Genomic DNA, 17,795 nt, shown 5'->3' on the forward strand with positions numbered 1-17,795 from the left:
GGGCTGTTTTCGATTCTCCACCCCATCTGATTTTGAAACAACATTATTATATTAATGTCGCCATCCTGATGCAGACCCCGTTGTGTTGTAGGACCATGAACGCTACAGGGGACCCGCCTTCCCGTTACCGGACCCAGGGCATGGCAACCGCCTATGTTTCGTCGAAACGCGGGACGACAGGCGGCCCCCGGCACGGACTGCAGCACGTTCCCGGGGAGAGGACCTGAGGAATTGTCATGCAACGCAGCATCTATTTGGGGATCATTCTCCTGACGGCACTCGCGCTCATCGCAGTCACGGGAGCGCAGACAGGAGAACCAGCAGTTATCTGGAACCGGACGTACGGAGGACCGGGTGCCGGGGATGCGGCATACGGGATCGTCACCGACCCCCAGAGAGCCGGATTCTTCCTCGCCGGGGAGACGGCATCGTTCGACGAGGGAAAGACGGACGCCCTGGTGATCCGGCTGACACCTGAGGGCGCCGAGGATTGGAACAGGACGTACGGCGGGAACGAGACCGACACCGCACGTTCGATCATCCAGACCGATGACGGCAACCTTCTCATCGCCGGGAACATCACGCTCGTCACGAATGAGACACGACGGGACACCGATGCCTGGATTGTGAAGATAGAGCCCTCGGGCGACGAGATCTGGAACCGGACCTACGGCGGCCCGGACGTCAACGCCTCGGCGAGCGCGGTGACCGGGACCGATGACGGCGGCTACCTCTTCGTCGGGTCCACCATACCCTGGGGAGGGAACGAGTCGGATGCCTGGGTGGTCAGGCTGAACGAGTCGGGCACGGAGGTCTGGGACGGGAGGTTCGGCGGGGACGGGAACGATACGGCAAACGCCGTCACCCGGCTCCCGGACGGGGACTTTGTCTTTGCCGGCAGCACCGCGTCCACCGGAGCGGGCATGACCGATATCTGGGTGGTCAGGCTGAACGAGTCGGGCACGGAAGTCTGGAACAGGACGTTCGGCAGCCCCGATGATGATGCTGCACTGGCGGTGATCAACACCTCGGACGGCAATCTGCTCGTCGCCGGTTCGTTCACGGAGAGGCCCGATAATACAACGGTCGATACCGACGCTCTCCTGATCAAACTCACGCCTGAGGGGGATATCGTCTGGAACTGGATCTACGGCGACTTCGGCGTGAACGAGTCGGCCGCAGCCGTCATCCAGACCGCTGACGGCGGCTACCTCTTCGCCGGGGAGACGGCTTATCCGGGTGTGAACGATACCGACGCCTGGCTTGCTGCGACCGATGCTGACGGAGCGGTGGCGTGGAGCAGGACCTTCGGAGGCAACAACCCCGGCGACCGGGCTCTAGCCCTCCTTGAGATCGCGCCGGAAGAGCACATCTTTGCAGGGATCTTCAACTCCACGGAGAAGGGAGGACCGGCAGATACGGACGCCTGGGCCGTGAGACTGGGACCGCGCCCGGAGCCGACGCCGACCGTAACCCCGACGCCCGAGCCCACGGCAACGCCGATAAAGCCCCCGAAAGCACCGGAAGTGCCCCAGAAGCCGATGGTAACGGCAACTCCGATGCCGACCGTGATAAAGCCGACGGCGACACCGACAGAGATACCCACCCGGACCGCAAGACCCACTGAAGAACCGACGATGACACCGACGCCGACGCCCACCCGGACCGCAAGACCCACTGAAGAACCGACGATGACGCCGACGATGACCCCTACCATGACACCGACGGAGACACCGACGGAGACACCAACGGAGACACCAACGGAGACACCGACACCGACGCCAACGATGACCCCTACGATGACCCCTACGATGACACCGACGATGACACCGACGGAGACACCGACGATGACACCGGATGACAATGGGGACGATAACGGCGACGATAATGGAGACGACAATGATAATGGAGACGATAACGGAAACAATGATAACGGAGACGACAACGAGAGCAATCCCGGCAGCAGCGGTTCGCTCTCGGGAATGGTCTGGTATGACCTGAATGGGGACGGCATCCTCGATCCCGGCGAGCCGGGCATCCCCGGCATCGCGGTGCGGCTTATCGGGGCGCGGACCATGATGGACTATACCACCACCAGCCCTGACGGGTCGTACCGGTTCGGGGACAACACCCCCGGCGGGTACGTCGGCGCCGAGTTCGTCCTGCCGGACGGCTTTACCTGCACCGTCTCCGGCCAGGACAGCCATGCCGCTCCTCTCGACAGGCATGTGGCATACGCTGAAGGAGGGAGCGGGCAGCGGATCCTGAACGCCGGATTCACCGGGAGTCCCTTCCCCCCGACCCCTGCCGCGGACTACGGGTGGGTGCTCGGGACCACCTGGAGCGACGGCAACCAGGACGGCGTCAGGGACGAGACCTACGGCATGACGGATGTCGAGGTCCGTCTCCTGGATGCGGGCGGGAATGTGGCGGCATCGGCCCGCACGGGCTACCATGACTACTACTTCTCCATGTATCTCTTCGGGCCCCTCCCGCCCGGAGAATACACCCTGGCGTTCACCGCGCCGGACGGCTACACCTTCACAGGCACCGGCCAGGACAGTTATGCCGACCCGGAGACCGGAAAGACCGGCCGGTTCACGGTCGGCGGCGGGGAGACGGTCGTCAGGGATGCGGGGCTGGTCCCCGTACCTGCCACCTCTCCGGGCAATCCGCCCCCGGGGGAGAGCGGCACAGCCGCCGACGAGACCCCAAGAGAGCCTGCTGGCGAGGCTGCCGGCGGCACCGCGGACGATACGCAGGAGAGACCGGCCATAGCGGATAAGCCGCAAAACCCGGAGAGTAAGCCTGCTGACGGTAAGCAGGAGAGTGATGCCGGCGACAGGACAGACGATGCGGAGAATAGACCGGCCATAGCGGGTAAGCCGCAAAGTAAGCCTGCTGACGGTAAGCAGAAGAGCGATGCCGGTGACGAGCGGAAGACCTCAAAACAGGTTAAAGACGACAGGTCGGATAAGAAGAGCAAGCCGGGTAAAGATACCAGGTCTGTAAAAGATAACAGGTTAGACAATAGCGGCAAATCGGACAAAAACAAGTCAGACAAAAACGACAGATCGGATAATAACGACAGATCGGACAAAAACAAGTCAGACAAAAACGACAGATCGGATAACAACGACAAATCGGACAAAAACAAGTCAGATAAAAACGATAGATCGGATAACAGCGACAAATCGGATAAAAACAAGTCAGACAAAAATGATGGATCGGATAAGAAACGATCAGACAAAGACCGCAAATCGGATAAAAAACGATAGATCAATCACGGGCAACCGGCCAGCGATCAGGAAAGACAGAAGCCGGAATAACGGCCACAGCAACTCCCGAACAGACCGCTTGGCGCGAAGACCGCCATGACCGGCCACAGCGATTCTCAAAGAGACGTTCATCCTCCAGTCGCCCGCATACCGCTATTTGCTGCAGTATCAGGCTCCAGTCGGCGGGCTTCCCCCACTCGGGCAATCTCCTCGAGTAGAGGTTCGAGTGCAGTGCGGATATCAAGGACACCTGCCCCGAGAACCATAAAAATATTAATATAATATAACGACCATTCAAAGCCCGAACCCGGGGCAGGCGGAGTATCGGAGAAACCCCGATTCATCCCGCTGCCGGAAGGCGAACCAGATGAGCACTGCAGCCTTCCATGGGGTTACACGCCCGGAGAGCCCGATGAGGCATCCGGGCAGATGAGGTGAACCGATTGAGAGGGATCAGCATTCTACTAATCGTCATTGTATCAGCGTTCGTCTTCGGTTCGACCGCAGGCGCGGCAGTCCACGCTCCGCCGGGTGCGGGAGAGGAAAGAGGTATCGGCACGATCGGAGGGACGGTCTTCCTGGATGCCGACGCAAACGGCGTGCAGGACCCCGGCGAGCGGGGTATGAGCGGTGTTGCCGTCCACCTCCTCGACGCCGCAGGGGAGAGGATCGCGACGGCCGAGACGTTCTCCCACGCCTGCGAAGGACTCTACATCTTCAGCGGCGTCCCCCCGGGAGACTACACCGTCGAGGTCGTCCCCCCGGAGGGGCACGCCTTCACCCACCCCGGCCGGGGCTCCCCCGGCGAGACGGCGAGCACAATCGACCCGGTCAACAGAACATCCACCGGCATCAACCTGACTTCCGAGGTCATCCGGACGACGGACCTCGTTGTCAGGGATGCCGGGCTCGTGCCGACCGAAGGCTGACAGCACCGGCACAACACTTTTTGGAAGATCTCACTGGTGTTTCCCGACATGCTGCCGGAGCATCGTGCCGGGCTTGTAGCGGTCGGCGATATCAAGCGCCGTCGCGCGCAGGGCCGCGTGCTCGGCGATGCAGGTCTCCGGCGGGGCGGTCTTCCTGAGGATGGCGGACGTGTTCTCGGTGATCTGGATGAGTTCAGTGGCTATCACGGCATTGAGCCAGACGAGGTCACGGAGCATCTCCTTGAGTTCTTCATCCTGCTGCATGGAGGAAATGTAGGGGATGCTCCCACATCAAGCATGCAGACCCGACCCTCCAGGAAACCCGTTCATAACGCTTATCGCGGCTGACCCCAAAGCCTCTTGCAGAGAGGTCTGGTCACGTGGGCTACATAGACGAGATAAAACGGGTCGGGAGGGACGCAAACCCCTTCTTCAAACTGATGGGCATCGAGGTGGATGAGTTCGGCGACGGGCGCGCCCGCCTTACGATGGAAGTCCGGCCGGATATGCTGAACGGCGCCGGGTGGCTCCAGGGCGGGATCTACGTGGCGCTCGCGGACGAGGCGATTGCGCTTGCGCTGTATACGCTCCTTGCCGAGAACGAGAAGATCGCCACGATCGACGAGCATACCAGTTTCATCAAAGGCGTCAACACGGGGGCGATCACCGCCACCGGGAGGGTCGTCCGGAAAGGCCGCCGCGTGGCGTTTGCCGACGGAGAGGTCCGGAACGCCGCGGACGACACGCTTCTCACCCGGACATCGACATCGTTTGCGGTCATCGACGGGTAGCGCCGCGAAGGCCGCCGGCCGACCGTTCTCCGCCGGGAGGCCCCTTCCGGAGAATGCCCGAACAATACATTCTCAATCTCAAAGATCACATACATGAGATAAAGACTCTGGAACAACCGGAGGGGAACGAGAGTTTGAAGTATATCATTGTAACCGGCGGCGTCATGAGCGGGCTCGGGAAGGGCATCACCACCGCATCCATCGGCCGCCTCCTAAAAAACCGCGGCTACCAGGTGACGGCGGTGAAGATCGACCCGTACCTGAACATCGATGCCGGCACCATGAACCCCGCCCAGCACGGTGAGGTCTTCGTCCTCTCCGACGGTGGAGAAGTCGACCTCGATCTCGGCAACTACGAACGGTTCCTGGACATCAACCTCAAATCGATCCACAACATCACGACGGGCAAAGTCTACCGGAACGTCATCGAGAAAGAGCGGCGCGGAGACTTCCTCGGCGCGACCGTCCAGATCATCCCCCACATCACCGACGAGATCAAGCACTGCATCGGGCGTGCGGCGGGCGAGGAGGTCAACGGCGGCAGGGGAGCAGACATCTGCCTGGTGGAGGTCGGCGGCACGGTCGGCGACATCGAGAGTATGCCGTTTCTGGAGGCAGTCCGGCAGATGCACGGCGAACTTGCCCCGCAGGATATGATCCTGGTCCACGTCACCCTGGTCCCGATGGACACCATGGGGGACTTCAAGACCAAGCCCACGCAGCACTCGGTCAAGGCGCTCAGGGAACTCGGGCTGCAGCCCGATATCATCGTCGCGAGGAGCAGCGAGGTGATCGGGCCGCAGACGAAGAAGAAGATATCCGCCTTCACCGACGTCCCGGCAAAGGCCGTCATATCCGCAAAGGACGTTCCGGACATCTACCAGATCCCGATGGAACTGGAGAAGGAAGGGCTTGCGGACGTCGTCTGCAGTTACCTCGCCCTCGAGAACAGGGAGCCCGACACCACATGGTACCGGGTCGTCTCGCAGGAGTACACGAACCGGGCGACGGTCGCCATCGTCAGCAAGTACGGGATCGAGGACGTCTATATGTCCATCAAGGAGTCGCTCAAGCACGCTGGAAGAGCGCTCTCCACCGAGGTGAGCATACGCTGGCTGGATGCCGAGATGCTCGATCTCGCTGATCTTGCCGACGTCGACGGCATTCTGATCCCGGGAGGGTTCGGCAAACGCGGGATCGAGGGCAAGATCCGGGCGATACAATACGCCCGCGAGAACAAGAAACCCTATCTCGGCCTCTGCCTCGGCTTCCAGCTCTCGGTGATCGAGTATGCCCGGCACGTCCTCGGCATCAGCGACGCCACGAGCGAAGAGATGGGAGAGGGAACACACGTCATCGCCATCCTCCCCGAACAGGAGGAGGTCAGCGACCTCGGGGGCACGATGCGCCTCGGGGACTGCAACATCGTCCTGAAGGATGGGACGAGAGTGGCCGAGCTCTACGGCAGGACCACAATCCTGGAGCGGCACCGCCACCGCTACGAGGTGAACCCGGAGTTCATCGGCGACCTCGAGGGTGCCGGCCTCCTCTTCTCGGGCTCCTGCGGGCCGAGGATGGAGGTCTGCGAACTCCCGGACCACCCCTTCTACCTCGCGACGCAGTTCCACCCCGAGTTCAAATCGAGCCCGACAAACCCCTCCCCACCCTACATCGGCTTTGTCAATGCATGCAAAAAGAATAAGACATCCTCAAATGACCAGGTGAGATGACAGAATGGTAAATGTTGAGAAGTTCATCGACCGGGCAGTCCAGCAGATCCGTGACACCGCTGGTGACGATAAGGTCGTGATGGCGCTCTCCGGCGGCGTGGACTCGTCGGTCTGTGCGGCGCTCGCCACCCGTGCGATAGGCGACCGTCTCGTTCCGATATACGTGGACACCGGCCTCATGCGCAAAGGGGAGACCGATCGCATCCGCTCCCTCTTTGCCGACGCAAACCTCCGCGTCGTTGATGCGGCCGACGAGTTCTTCGAGGCCCTCGCCGGCATCACCGATCCCGAAGCGAAGCGCAAGGCCATCGGCGAGAAGTTCGTCCGGATCTTCGAGCGGGAGGCAAAGCGGACCGGCGCGACGATGCTCCTGCAGGGCACGATCTACCCTGACCGCATCGAGAGCGAAGGGGGCATCAAGAGCCACCACAACGTCGGCGGCATGCCCCTCGATATCGAGTTCAAAGGCGTCATCGAGCCGCTTGCCGACCTCTACAAGGACGAGGTCCGCGAGGTTGCCGGCGGGCTCGGGCTTCCCGCAGAGATCCAGCACCGGATGCCCTTCCCGGGACCGGGGCTCGCCGTCCGGGTGCTCGGTGAGGTGACGAAGGAGAAGATCGCGATCGTCCGGGAGGCGAACGCCATCGTCGAGGAGTGCCTGGTGGAGGAGTTCCACCCCTGGCAGTGTTTCGCGGCCCTCATCGGGCTCGGGACCGGCGTCAAAGGGGACGTCCGGCTGCACGGCTGGATCGTCGCCGTCCGGGCTGTTCAGTCGCGGGACGGCATGACCGCCGACCCCCTGCTCCTGCCCTACGAGACCCTCTCGCGGATGGCAACCCGGATCACCGCCGAGATCCCCGGGGTCTCCCGGGTCGTCTACGACGTCACCCCCAAACCCCCGGCGACGATCGAGTACGAGTGATACGATGATGGAACGAGAATCGCGGGTTGATGCCCGCGGCCAGAACATGGAAGGAGATTCACGGGAGCTTGATGCTCGCTACTACATGCCCGCGTTCAGCCGGACGATGAAGATCGTCCGCGGCGCGGGTTCGCGTCTCTGGGACGACCAGGGACGGGAGTATATCGACTGCGTTGCCGGTATCGCGGTCTGCAGCACCGGCCACTGCCACCCGTTGGTGGTCGAGGCGATCTGCGACCAGGCAAAGCGACTGATCCACTGCTCGAACCTCTACTACGTCCCGAACCAGGCGGAACTCGCCGAGAGACTTGTTGAGATATCAGGGCTTGACAAGGCGTTCCTCTCGAACTCCGGCGCGGAGGCGAACGAGGGCGCGATCAAACTCGCCCGCGTCCGGACGGGGAGGAAGAAGTTCGTCGCGTTCAACCACGGGTTCCACGGCAGGACCTGCGGGTCGCTTGCGGTCACCCACAAACCCGCAATCCGGGAGCCGTTCGAGCCGCTCTCGCCCGCCTGCACCTTCGTGGACTACGGCGACCTCGACGCCCTCGCGGGTGCGGTCGATAAGGATACCGCCGGGGTCTTCGTCGAGCCGATCCAGGGCGAGGCCGGGGTGCTGATCCCGCCCGACAGTTTCCTCCGGGGCATCCGGGAGATCTGCGACGATGCCGGCGCGCTGATGATCGTCGACGAGGTGCAGACCGGTATGGGCCGGACCGGCAAGTGGCTTGCCGTCCAGCACACCGGCGTCACCCCCGATATCGTCACGCTCGCGAAAGGGCTCGCGAGCGGGTTTCCGATCGGGGCGCTCGTCGCCCGCGAGGGGCTCGAGTTTCAAAAGAGCGAGCACGGCAGCACCTTCGCCGGAGGGCCGCTCGCCTGTGCGGCGGCGCTCGCAACCATCGGCGTCATCGAAGAGATCCTCCCCGACATCGCGCGGAAGGGCGAACTGTTCATGCAGGGTCTCTCCCGCCACAACCCCCGCGGCCGCGGCCTGATGATCGGCATCTCCGTCGGCGACCGGTGCCCGGAGGTGCAGAAGACCTGCGCCGAAAACGGGGTGCTCGTCAACTGCGCCGCAGACGGGAATCTCCGGCTGATCCCGCCGCTCGTGATCACGGACGAGGAGATCGAGACCGCTCTCGGTGTCATCAATGCGGCGCTTGATTAGAGCGTGCTATACGGGCGCGGGGGGTTACTCCTACGCCAGAAAGGCGGACGACGTCGCGCGGGAGCACGGCTTCGACCGGGTGGCCCGCCTCGCGAGCAACGAGAATCCCCGGCCGCCGTCGCCCGCCGCGATCGAGGCAGGGATGGCGGCCCTCCGGGAGGGGAACCGCTACCCGGACGAACGGGCCTCTGCGCTCGCCGGGGCTCTCCGCCGCTACCACGGCGATTACCGGTTCGTCACCGGCGCCGGGATGGACGGCGTCATCGAGACGGTGATCCGGACGGTCGTCGAGCCGGGCGAGACCGTGGTCGCCTCGACCCCGACTTTCTCCTTTTACGGGATCGCGGCCGCGGCGCACGGCGCCCGGGTCGTGACCGTCCCCCGTCGTGAGGACTTCTCGGTCGACCCTGCGGCATTCGCCAGAGCGTGCCGGGAGGCAAAACTCGCCTTCCTCTGCTCCCCGAACAACCCCACGGGAGACTCGGTCCCGATCGAGGCGGTCGAGGAGATCCTCGAGGGGATGGAGGGGCTGCTCTTCCTCGACAACGCCTACGTCGATTTTGCGGATATCGACTACCGGCCGCTCATGCGGCGCTACGAGAACCTTATCCTCGGGCGGACGATGTCGAAACTCTTCGGCCTTGCCGGACTCCGGGTCGGCTACGCCTTCGTTCCGGAGTGGCTCGAACCGTTCTACCAGAAGGCGGCGACCCCGTTCGCCCTGAACTCGGTATCGGCGGCGGCGGCCATCGGAGCGCTCGCCGATACCGACCAGGTGCGCGAGGCACGCGACCACGTGCGGGAGTGGCGGCAACGGTTCCTTGAAGAGGTGCCTTTTAAGGTGTTTCACTCCGATGCCAACTTCGTCATGATCGACGTCGCCCCCCACACCGGCGACGAGGCGGCAGAACGCCTCGCGGCGATGGGTGTCCTCGTCCGGTCCTGCACCAGTTTCCCGGGGCTCGGGGACCACTACATCCGGGTCAGCATCGGTGAAGACTGGGAGAACACTCGATTCCTCGAGGCGATCCGCAACCTATGATGATCGGCATCACCGGCACGCCGGGAACCGGAAAGACGTCCATCGCGGCCGAACTCGAACGGCGCGGACACACAGTCGTCCGCCTGAAGGATACGGTGCGGCCTTACATCATCGAGGAGGACTGCGACCGCCAGACGATGGTGGTGGACGTCGACCGGTGGGTGGAGGAGTTCGAGCCCATCGACGGGTTTGTCGAGGGCCACCTCGCCCACCTCCTCCCGTGCGACCGTGTGGTGGTGCTCCGGTGCCGTCCCGACGTCCTCCGCGAGCGGCTCCGTCCCAGGAACTACCCCAAAGAGAAGATCGCGGAGAACGCCGAGGCGGAGGCGCTCGATGTCATCCTGATCGAGACGCTCGAGAACCACCCCGACGATCACATCCTTGAGGTGGACACGACCGAGCTTCCCGCCGGTGAGTGCGCGGACAGGATCGAGCGGTTCGTCCGGGGAGAGCTGCCGCCGTCCTACGGGTCCATCGACTGGACCGGATACCTGGAGATAGGCTGATGACACTCGACCAGTTCCGACCGCAGGTGCAGGGCATCATACAGCCCGTGGTGAACCTGACCCGGAAGATCGGGGTCACCCCGAACGGACTCACCATCGCCTCCTTCTTCGTCTCGATACTCGCGGGTGTCGCGTTCTATGCCGGGGGCGTCGTGCTCGGCACCGTCATGGTCGCCCTGAACGCCGTCTTCGACGCGCTTGACGGGGCGCTTGCCCGGGATATGGGGATCGCGAACCTCCGCGGCGATTTCCTGGACCATGTCATCGACCGCTACGCCGATATATTCATCATCACCGGCATCTTTGCAGGCGGCGCCGCACCCTGGCCGATCGGGGTCTTTGCCCTGACCGGCGTCCTGATGTCCTCGTACCTCGGCACCCAGGCGCAGGCCGTCGGGGTCGGCAGGTTCTACGGTGGCATCCTCGGCCGGGCGGACCGTCTCGTGCTGATCATCATCGCGGGCATCCTCACGGTGCTGATCCCGGGAGCGATCTACGGCCTGAACTATCTCGGGTGGCTCCTCGTCATATTCGGTATCCTCGGGCACTACACAGCCTTCCAGCGTTTTGCGCATGTCTGGCGCCAGATCGAGAAACACTGAGTCTGCGCCGACGCAACGTCTCGAGGGCGCTCTCCTTTTTTGTCGCGAACCGCAGGCACGCATTACGGGTTGAGGACGTAGATCCCGTAGTTGAGGTAGGCCGCGAAGGTCACCCAGAGAAGATAGGGCACCAGGAGGACCGCCGCGGGCACCGATACCCGGTAGAAGGTGACGACGGTCATGAGGATCGCAACCCAGAGGAGGACGATCTCAATGAGAGCAAAGAAAGGCGCCTGCAGTCCGAAGAAGAGGTATGACCAGAGGACGTTCAAGACCAGCTGGACGGCAAAGATTGCCATGGCGACCTGCACACCCTTCCGCCCCCACCCCTTGCTCCAGACAAGATAGAGCGCGATGCCCATGAGGATGTAGAGCACCGTCCAGACGGGCCCAAAGACCCACGCCGGCGGGTTCAGGTCGGGTTTTGCGAGCGCGGCATACCAGGTCGGGACGGCCGGCGTCGTGAAGAGCGACCCGATCAGCGCCGCAAGCAGACAGACTCCTACCGCCACCAGAAACCTTGCGGCCTGGACGTATGCAGATGCCACGAGGCTTAGTAGCGGATTGCGGCCACTTATATTTTTTGATCGCAGGGCGGATCGTCAGCCTCCACCCTGACAAAAAGCCGACGGCATGCCGCTCCCCTACCGGGGCTCAGTCGTACTCCTCGTCCTCGTCCGGGTCTTCGTCACCCCCGGGCGGGAGGACTTCACGGAGGGTGAACCTGAACGCCGCACCGAGATCCGGCCGCCCCTCCACCCGGTCCTCCACCCGGATGGTCCCGCCGTAGCGCTCGATGAGGGTGCGGACGATGAAGAGCCCGAGCCCGTCGCCGCATCCCCCGACCCACCCGCGCTCGAACCGGTGGAAGATCGACTCCTTCCTGCCGTCGGGTATGCCCGGTCCGGTATCCTCGATGGAGACCAAAACGCTCTCGCCGTCGTAATCCTCCACCCGGATGGTGATCTCGACCCCCGAACCGCCGAGGTCGGCGGCGTTCCGGATAAGGTTCGCGAAGACCTCGGCGAGAAGGTCGTCCGCCCAGACCTGGCGGGGGGCATCACTGTATTCTATCGCAACGTCCGGGAAGGCGGCGATCTCGTTCCTGACGACGGCGTCGAGGTCAATCGGCCCGGCATCAGGCGGATCGTGGTGGATGCGGCGGATCGTGGCGACGTTGCCGAGGATATCCGCACTCCTCTGGATGCTGCTCCGGATCTTCCTCGAGTAGAGCGCGGCCTCCCCGTCCAGCATCTCGGTGAGGAGATCGGCGTAGAGGCCCGAGACGTTCTCGGTGTTCCTGATATCGTGCGTCATGATATCGAGGTAGAGGTTTGCCTCCCGATTCGCCGCTTCGAGTTTCTTGTGGAGCATCGCCTTTAAGATGCCCGACCCGATCTCTTTTCCTATTGTCTCAAGAAGTGTCCTCTCCTCGCAGGAGAAGGACTCCTTTGTCCTGCTGCCGGCGTAGACCGCCCCGACAACGACCGATTCGGCGATGAGGGGGATACAGGCAAGCGACGAGACATCGATCTCCTGGAGGATGCTTGCTTCGATCGAGTTGAGATCGGACCGCCGCTCGATATAGCGGGGTTGGCCGGCAACAAAGATGAAGTTGAACGGCCAGTGGTGGACCTTGATGACGCGGTTCCGGGACATGCAGGATGCGGGCATCCCTCTCTGGTGTTGCAGCAGGGCCCGTTTTCGCTCGGCATCGAGCATATACACGATGCCGACATGGAGCCCCATCAACTCGAGCGTCTTCTCAAGCGACTCTTCCAGGAGTTCGGCAAGAGAGAGGGAGGTGGCCGAGACGCTGATCACGCGGTTGAGCACCATGAGTTGCTCGTTCCGGATCCGGATCTCCTCGTCCACCCGTTTTCGTTCGGTGATATCCATCACGCCGGCAATCGAGCCCTGGAACTCACCGGCATCGTCGGTGAACGGGGACGCGATCATCAGCGCCGTGATGCAGCCGCCGTCCTTGCGGATGAACTCGCACTCATACTGCTCCCGGGCGCCGTCCCTCCACCGACGCATATGGTCCTGCATCATGGCAGTGCAGGAAGGGGAGAGGAAGGTGTAGATGGATTGACCGATCAACTCTTCCGGGGCATACCCGAGCATCTCCGCCATCCGGGGGTTGACAAACGACGTGCAGGCATCCGTATCGACCACCCATATTCCCTCGCTGAGACTCTCAACGACGAGCCGGTACTTCTGCTCGCTCCGTCTAAGCGCCTCTTCCGCCTGTTTTCGGGCGGTGATGTCGAGCACCCCGGCAAGGCATCCGGCGAAGGCGCCGGCGGCATCGGTGATCGGCGACGTGACCACAAGCGCGTGGACATGCCTCCCACCGCTATCGAGGAGGTCCAGTTCAAACTCCTGCCTCTGGTCGGTATGGCCGCAGAACGGGTTTTTAGGTGTATTGATGAACCCGGCGATCGGCGACCCGACCAGGCGCCCGGCGGGGCAGCCGAGGATCTCTTCCATCGCCGGGTTTGCGAAGGTGATGAGACCGGCCTCGTCCACGGCGAGGACGCCCTCGTTGAGGTTCTCAACCAGTCTCCGGTAGGTGGCCTCGGAATGGCGGAGGGCGAGTTCCATCCGCGTCCGCTCCTGCGCGTACCTGACGGCCCGGCAGAGGAGTTCCGCGCCGGTCTTTTCCTTGACCAGGTAGTCCTGCGCGCCGCGCTGCATCGCACGGAGGACGGCGGGGTCGTCTCCGGCCGCGGCGAGCACGATGATCGGGATGTCGGGCGCGGCCGCCCGCAGCCGGTCGAAAGCCGCCGCACCCCGGTTGTCCGGGAGGTCGAGGTCGAGGAGCACGACGTCGATTCCGCCCCTGAATACCGCAGTAAGCCCGTCATCGGGGCGCTCGCAGTGGATCAACTCAACCTCGCGCCCGCACTCGCGAAGCATCTCCCCGAGATTGCCGGGACTCACCCCGATCAACAACACGCGTAAGGGTTCGCTCATGGTCTCACTCGCATCCAGGGCCCAATACCCGCCCGTATCAGCGTAAACTCAGGTGACCCGGTCCGGGACGGCTGCGCCACGGGGTTCTGTTCCCCTCGTGCGGGCATGACGACACGCGGCCGGGTTCTCGCTATCTGTAGTACCGCCCTCGGGGAATTTATACCTCATTCTTTGGGTGTGCCGGGCCGGGGCCGTCCTGGTGCTCGCCACCGGCGGGTTCCTGGTCCGGCGGTGGTGGATCAGGAGGCAGAACCCGGCGCTCTTCGAGAAATACGATTAATAGTGAGGCGCGATAACACGCCCACCATTTTTTGAGGCAAAAATTGAGACGGGTTACTTCTTCCTCGCCCGCAGCCGTGCGATCTCCTCGCCGCCCGGGACCTTCACCACAAACGTCCCGTGGCAGGGCTTGGTGTAGGGGAAGATGAGGTGTTCGCCCTCGACGCCGATGTAGAGCGGCGGGACGCCGATGATATGGACGTCGAAAATCTTATAGCCCGGCTCGACCTCGTGGTACTCCCGGACATTCTTCTTGATGTACTCCCGCGCCTCCTTGAAGGATGACTGGGAGAGGATGATCTCGGGTTTCATTGCTTCGAGACAGCCGCCCATTGCTGCATCACCTCGTCAAGTCGCCGCTTCAGCGGCATGGGGTTGTGCACGGCCTTCGCCGCGACGACCTCGCAGGGGAACTCAATCTCGCCGGCGAGGTCTTCCGCGTGCTCCCCGAAGAGGAGCGCATACAACCGCGCCTTTGATATGTAGGCCATCGTCCCGGCATACGCAATCCCCGAGTCGTTGTGGATGAAGACGAAACAGAGGTCGAAGTCACGCTCTTTTCCCGTGATCGCGTCGATTGCATCGTCAAGGTCGGTCATCTCCGAGACGTAGTACCGGCCCGGGTCGGCAACCTCCATCAGTTTCCGCGCCGCCGTCGTCCCGGCAATCACGGGCCGGATACCCTGCTGCTTCAGACTGTGCAGCAGGTAGAGCGCCATGCTCGTCTGGACGGGCACCTGCGGGCACCCGAGCAGGATCAGTGCGGTCTTCTCTTCGTTATTCTCTGTCATGGTTGAGCCTTCTTTAGGCGTTCGAGGACGTCGGGCACCCGCTCGGGATGCGTGTAGATGGTGAACCGGTCTCCCCGCGAGAAGCCAATCAGGGTGATCCCCGCCCTCTCCGCCGTGAGGATCCCCCCGTCGGTCGAGGCGGCGCGGGAGACGACGATCGGGATACCCGCGTTTGCCGCCTTCGCGACCATCCCCGCCGGTTGCCGGCCAGTGCACCCGAGGATGCAGGTCGACCGGTCGAGCCCCCGGAGGGCCGCGTGGCCCACGACCTTGTCGACGGTGTTGTGCCTCCCGACGTCGCAGGCCCGGGTGATGAGTTCGCCGTCGCAGAAGAGGACCGAGCAGTGGACGGCGCCGGTCCTCCGCCAGACATCGGACTCGATCGCCGCCGTGACCGCACGGATGCCGGCCGCCGTGACGGTGATGGACGAAGCGACCGATCCCGGCTCGCCGACCACGCGGGAGCCGCCGGAGGACTCCGTCTCGAGCTGGATCTCCTTTTTCGCCGGGGCGGTGATGTGGATATCCTTCCCGGAGACCTCCACCGACTCGACCCGGTCGGCCAGCCCCTCGCTGATGACGAACCCGGCCCCGAGATCGTCAAGGCGGTCGGCGCTCGCCACCAGGGCCGTGAGGAACTCGCCGTTCAGGAAGAGCCGGACGCGGTCCTCGACGATGATGTCGTCATGGACCTCGCGGGCGCTCTCCCCCGCCACCTGGATCCCGGCGCGGCAGACGATCTCCATCACGATGTCTCCTCCCGGATCCAGTCCAGGTACGGCGTGTAGCCGCCGATGATGGGAATGGCGATGATCTCAGGGGTTTCATAACTGTGAAGGCCCTTGATCCTGGCGATCAGGGGATCGAGCAACTGGTACTGCGTCTTGATGACCAGGAGCCGTTCGGGCTCGTCGCGGATCGTCCCCTCCCACCGGTAGCAGGACTGCACGCCGGTGACGTTCACGCAGGCGGCAAGCCGGGCATCGACGATCGCCTTTGCGATCGCCTCCGCCTCACCGGCAGGGGCCGTACAGAGGACAACAACATACTCCGGGAGAACCATGGTTTTACCTTTGCACCGCCCGTATTTAACCGTTCTCCGGTTCTGCCTCGCCACAGCACCCGCGGGATCCCGCGTCCCATGGGGGAAGCCCCTGGCGTGTCCGCCAATCGTTGATGGCGGCCCGGATGGCGTCGCTCGCCAGGACCGAGCAGTGCACCTTCGCGGGCGGGAGACCGCCGAGAGACTCGACAACGTCGCCGTTCGAGAGGCTCCATGCCTCGGCGAGCGTCATGCCCCGGATCATCCGGGTCGCCATGGAACTCGATGCTATCGCTGCAGCGCACCCGAAGGTCTGGAACCGCACATCGGCGATCCGGTCGCCCTCGACCTTGAGGTAGATCTTCATGATATCCCCGCAGGTCGGGCTCCCGACCTCGCCGACACCGTCGGCGTCCGCCATCTCACCCACATTCTCGGGGTTCGTGAACTCTGCTATCACTCTCTCTGTATACATCAGTCAACCTCCCGCACCCCGGCGCCGGGCGGCGTCAGTGGCGATATCCGCCGCAGCCGCCCGATGACGTCGGGGAGGACGCTAAGGACATAATCGACGTCGTCTTCTGTGTTCGCATCACCAAGGGTGAGCCGGAGCGAACCGTGCGCCTCCTCGTGGGAGAGCCCGGTCGCGAGCAGGACATGCGACGGCTCAAGCGACCCCGATGAGCAGGCGCTCCCGGTGGATGCGCAGATCCCCTGAGCGTCGAGCAGGAGGAGGATCGACTCGCCTTCGACGTAGCGGAAACTGAAGTTCGCGTTGTTCGCGAGCCGCTCCGTCGGGTGGCCGTTCAGCCGGGCATCCGGGATCGACCCGAGGACGCCGCGGATCAGCCGGTCCCGCATCGCGGCGATCCGGCGGTTGTGCCCCTCGATATCGGCGGTCGCAAGTTCGATCGCCCGCCCGAGCCCGACGATCCCGGGAACGTTCTCGGTCCCGGCCCGCCGGCCCCGCTCCTGCCCGCCGCCGTGGACCAGGTTCTCAAGCCGGGTCCCGCGACGGACGTAGAGCGCCCCGGTCCCCTTCGGACCGTAGAACTTGTGCCCGGAGAGCGAGAGAAGGTCGATGTTCATCGCGTCGACATCGATCGGCACCGCCCCGACCGCCTGGACGGCGTCGGTATGGAAGAGAGCGCCGTGGTCGTGCGCAACCCGGCCGATCTCCGCAACCGGCTGGATCGTCCCGATCTCGTTGTTCGCCGTCATCACCGAGACGAGGGTCGTCCTATCGGTGATCGCCTCCTCGACCGAGCCCGGGTCCACCCTGCCGAACTCGTCGACGGGGAGGTAGGTGACCAAGAACCCCTGCCGCTTTAGCCACTCGCAGGTGTGGAGGACGGCGTGGTGCTCGATCGCGGAGGTGATGATATGGTCGCCGCGCTTCCGGTTCGCAAGCGCCACCCCCTTGATCGCCCAGTTGTCGGCCTCGCTCCCGCCGGCGCAGAAGTAGATCTCCTCGGGGTTTGCGCCGAGAGCCGCCGCCACCTGCCGGCGCGCCGCATCGACGCCCTTCCGCGGCTCGCCGGAGAACCGGTAGAGGGAGGAGGGGTTGCCGAAGTATTGGGAGAAGTACGGGGCCATCGCCGCGAGGACCTCGGGCTTCATGAATGTCGTCGCCGCGTGGTCCATGTACACGGGACGGTCTGCCTGGTCGTTCATGTCCGCTAAAGGGTTGGATGCAGGGGCGTATCAGCGTTACCGGACCGGGGGCATCCTCG

Annotated in this window: 18 protein-coding genes; 9 read left to right on the plus strand and 9 right to left on the minus strand. The window is 63.6% G+C overall.

Annotated features, from left to right (window positions below; genetic code table 11):
* The first annotated feature begins 236 nt into the window (after positions 1-236).
* Complete coding sequence (locus QZ650_RS03220) at positions 237-3,278, plus strand: SdrD B-like domain-containing protein (RefSeq protein WP_292517038.1); 3,042 nt, start codon at positions 237-239, stop codon at positions 3,276-3,278.
* A gap of 434 nt (positions 3,279-3,712) precedes the next feature.
* Positions 3,713-4,207, plus strand: coding sequence for an SdrD B-like domain-containing protein (locus QZ650_RS03225; RefSeq protein ID WP_292517040.1), 495 nt, complete (start codon positions 3,713-3,715; stop codon positions 4,205-4,207).
* A 30-nt stretch (positions 4,208-4,237) separates the two neighbouring features.
* Here QZ650_RS03225 and QZ650_RS03230 read toward each other — a convergent pair whose 3' ends face one another.
* Positions 4,238-4,471, minus strand: coding sequence for a hypothetical protein (locus QZ650_RS03230; protein ID WP_292517043.1), 234 nt, complete (start codon positions 4,469-4,471; stop codon positions 4,238-4,240).
* A 116-nt stretch (positions 4,472-4,587) separates the two neighbouring features.
* On the opposite strand from QZ650_RS03230, the gene QZ650_RS03235 reads away from it, so the two are divergent.
* The 7 genes from QZ650_RS03235 (at position 4,588) to QZ650_RS03265 (ending at position 10,971) form a co-directional block, all read left to right on the plus strand.
* Positions 4,588-4,998: a PaaI family thioesterase gene (locus QZ650_RS03235; RefSeq protein ID WP_292517046.1), complete on the plus strand. Its 411-nt coding sequence runs from the start codon at positions 4,588-4,590 to the stop codon at positions 4,996-4,998.
* Positions 4,999-5,132: 134 nt separating this feature from the next.
* Positions 5,133-6,728 (plus strand): CTP synthase, encoded by a 1,596-nt coding sequence (locus QZ650_RS03240; RefSeq protein WP_292517049.1) that lies wholly within the window; start codon positions 5,133-5,135, stop codon positions 6,726-6,728.
* A gap of 4 nt (positions 6,729-6,732) precedes the next feature.
* Complete coding sequence (gene guaA / locus QZ650_RS03245; protein ID WP_292517052.1) at positions 6,733-7,650, plus strand: glutamine-hydrolyzing GMP synthase; 918 nt, start codon at positions 6,733-6,735, stop codon at positions 7,648-7,650.
* Positions 7,651-7,696: 46 nt separating this feature from the next.
* The gene (locus tag QZ650_RS03250) at positions 7,697-8,821 is read left to right on the plus strand and encodes an aspartate aminotransferase family protein (RefSeq protein WP_292517409.1); all 1,125 of its coding nucleotides are present in this window, start codon (positions 7,697-7,699) and stop codon (positions 8,819-8,821) included.
* Positions 8,805-9,863, plus strand: a complete 1,059-nt coding sequence (gene hisC, locus QZ650_RS03255) for a histidinol-phosphate transaminase (protein WP_292517056.1) — start codon at positions 8,805-8,807, stop codon at positions 9,861-9,863. Before QZ650_RS03250 ends, hisC begins: the two co-directional genes overlap by 17 nt.
* The gene (locus tag QZ650_RS03260; protein WP_292517058.1) at positions 9,860-10,369 is read left to right on the plus strand and encodes an adenylate kinase family protein; all 510 of its coding nucleotides are present in this window, start codon (positions 9,860-9,862) and stop codon (positions 10,367-10,369) included. Before hisC ends, QZ650_RS03260 begins: the two co-directional genes overlap by 4 nt.
* Positions 10,369-10,971: a CDP-alcohol phosphatidyltransferase family protein gene (locus tag QZ650_RS03265; protein ID WP_292517061.1), complete on the plus strand. Its 603-nt coding sequence runs from the start codon at positions 10,369-10,371 to the stop codon at positions 10,969-10,971. Before QZ650_RS03260 ends, QZ650_RS03265 begins: the two co-directional genes overlap by 1 nt.
* 62 nt (positions 10,972-11,033) lie before the next feature.
* On the opposite strand, the gene QZ650_RS03270 is transcribed toward QZ650_RS03265, so the two are convergent.
* The 8 genes from QZ650_RS03270 to nifS all read right to left on the minus strand — a co-directional run bounded on the left by QZ650_RS03270 (position 11,034) and on the right by nifS (position 17,736).
* The gene (locus QZ650_RS03270) at positions 11,034-11,519 is read right to left on the minus strand and encodes a TspO/MBR family protein (protein WP_292517064.1); all 486 of its coding nucleotides are present in this window, start codon (positions 11,517-11,519) and stop codon (positions 11,034-11,036) included.
* Positions 11,520-11,625: 106 nt separating this feature from the next.
* Complete coding sequence (locus tag QZ650_RS03275; RefSeq protein WP_292517067.1) at positions 11,626-13,950, minus strand: PAS domain S-box protein; 2,325 nt, start codon at positions 13,948-13,950, stop codon at positions 11,626-11,628.
* 333 nt (positions 13,951-14,283) lie between these two features.
* Positions 14,284-14,562 (minus strand): DUF1894 domain-containing protein, encoded by a 279-nt coding sequence (locus QZ650_RS03280; protein WP_292517070.1) that lies wholly within the window; start codon positions 14,560-14,562, stop codon positions 14,284-14,286.
* Positions 14,538-15,020, minus strand: coding sequence for a DUF1890 domain-containing protein (locus QZ650_RS03285; RefSeq protein ID WP_292517074.1), 483 nt, complete (start codon positions 15,018-15,020; stop codon positions 14,538-14,540). Before QZ650_RS03285 ends, QZ650_RS03280 begins: the two co-directional genes overlap by 25 nt.
* Entirely contained in the window at positions 15,017-15,766 is a 750-nt protein-coding gene (gene fdhD / locus QZ650_RS03290; protein ID WP_292517077.1) for a formate dehydrogenase accessory sulfurtransferase FdhD, read from the minus strand. Before fdhD ends, QZ650_RS03285 begins: the two co-directional genes overlap by 4 nt.
* Positions 15,766-16,083 carry a divalent-cation tolerance protein CutA gene (cutA, locus tag QZ650_RS03295; protein ID WP_292517080.1) on the minus strand — a complete coding sequence of 106 codons (318 nt, stop codon included), beginning with the start codon at positions 16,081-16,083 and terminating at the stop codon, positions 15,766-15,768. Before cutA ends, fdhD begins: the two co-directional genes overlap by 1 nt.
* 25 nt (positions 16,084-16,108) lie before the next feature.
* Entirely contained in the window at positions 16,109-16,537 is a 429-nt protein-coding gene (nifU, locus tag QZ650_RS03300) for a Fe-S cluster assembly scaffold protein NifU (RefSeq protein ID WP_292517084.1), read from the minus strand.
* Positions 16,537-17,736: a cysteine desulfurase NifS gene (gene nifS, locus QZ650_RS03305; protein WP_292517087.1), complete on the minus strand. Its 1,200-nt coding sequence runs from the start codon at positions 17,734-17,736 to the stop codon at positions 16,537-16,539. Before nifS ends, nifU begins: the two co-directional genes overlap by 1 nt.
* Positions 17,737-17,795: the final 59 nt, after the last annotated feature.

The sequence above is a fragment of the Methanoculleus sp. genome (genome assembly GCF_020696975.1).
GTDB lineage: Archaea > Halobacteriota > Methanomicrobia > Methanomicrobiales > Methanoculleaceae > Methanoculleus.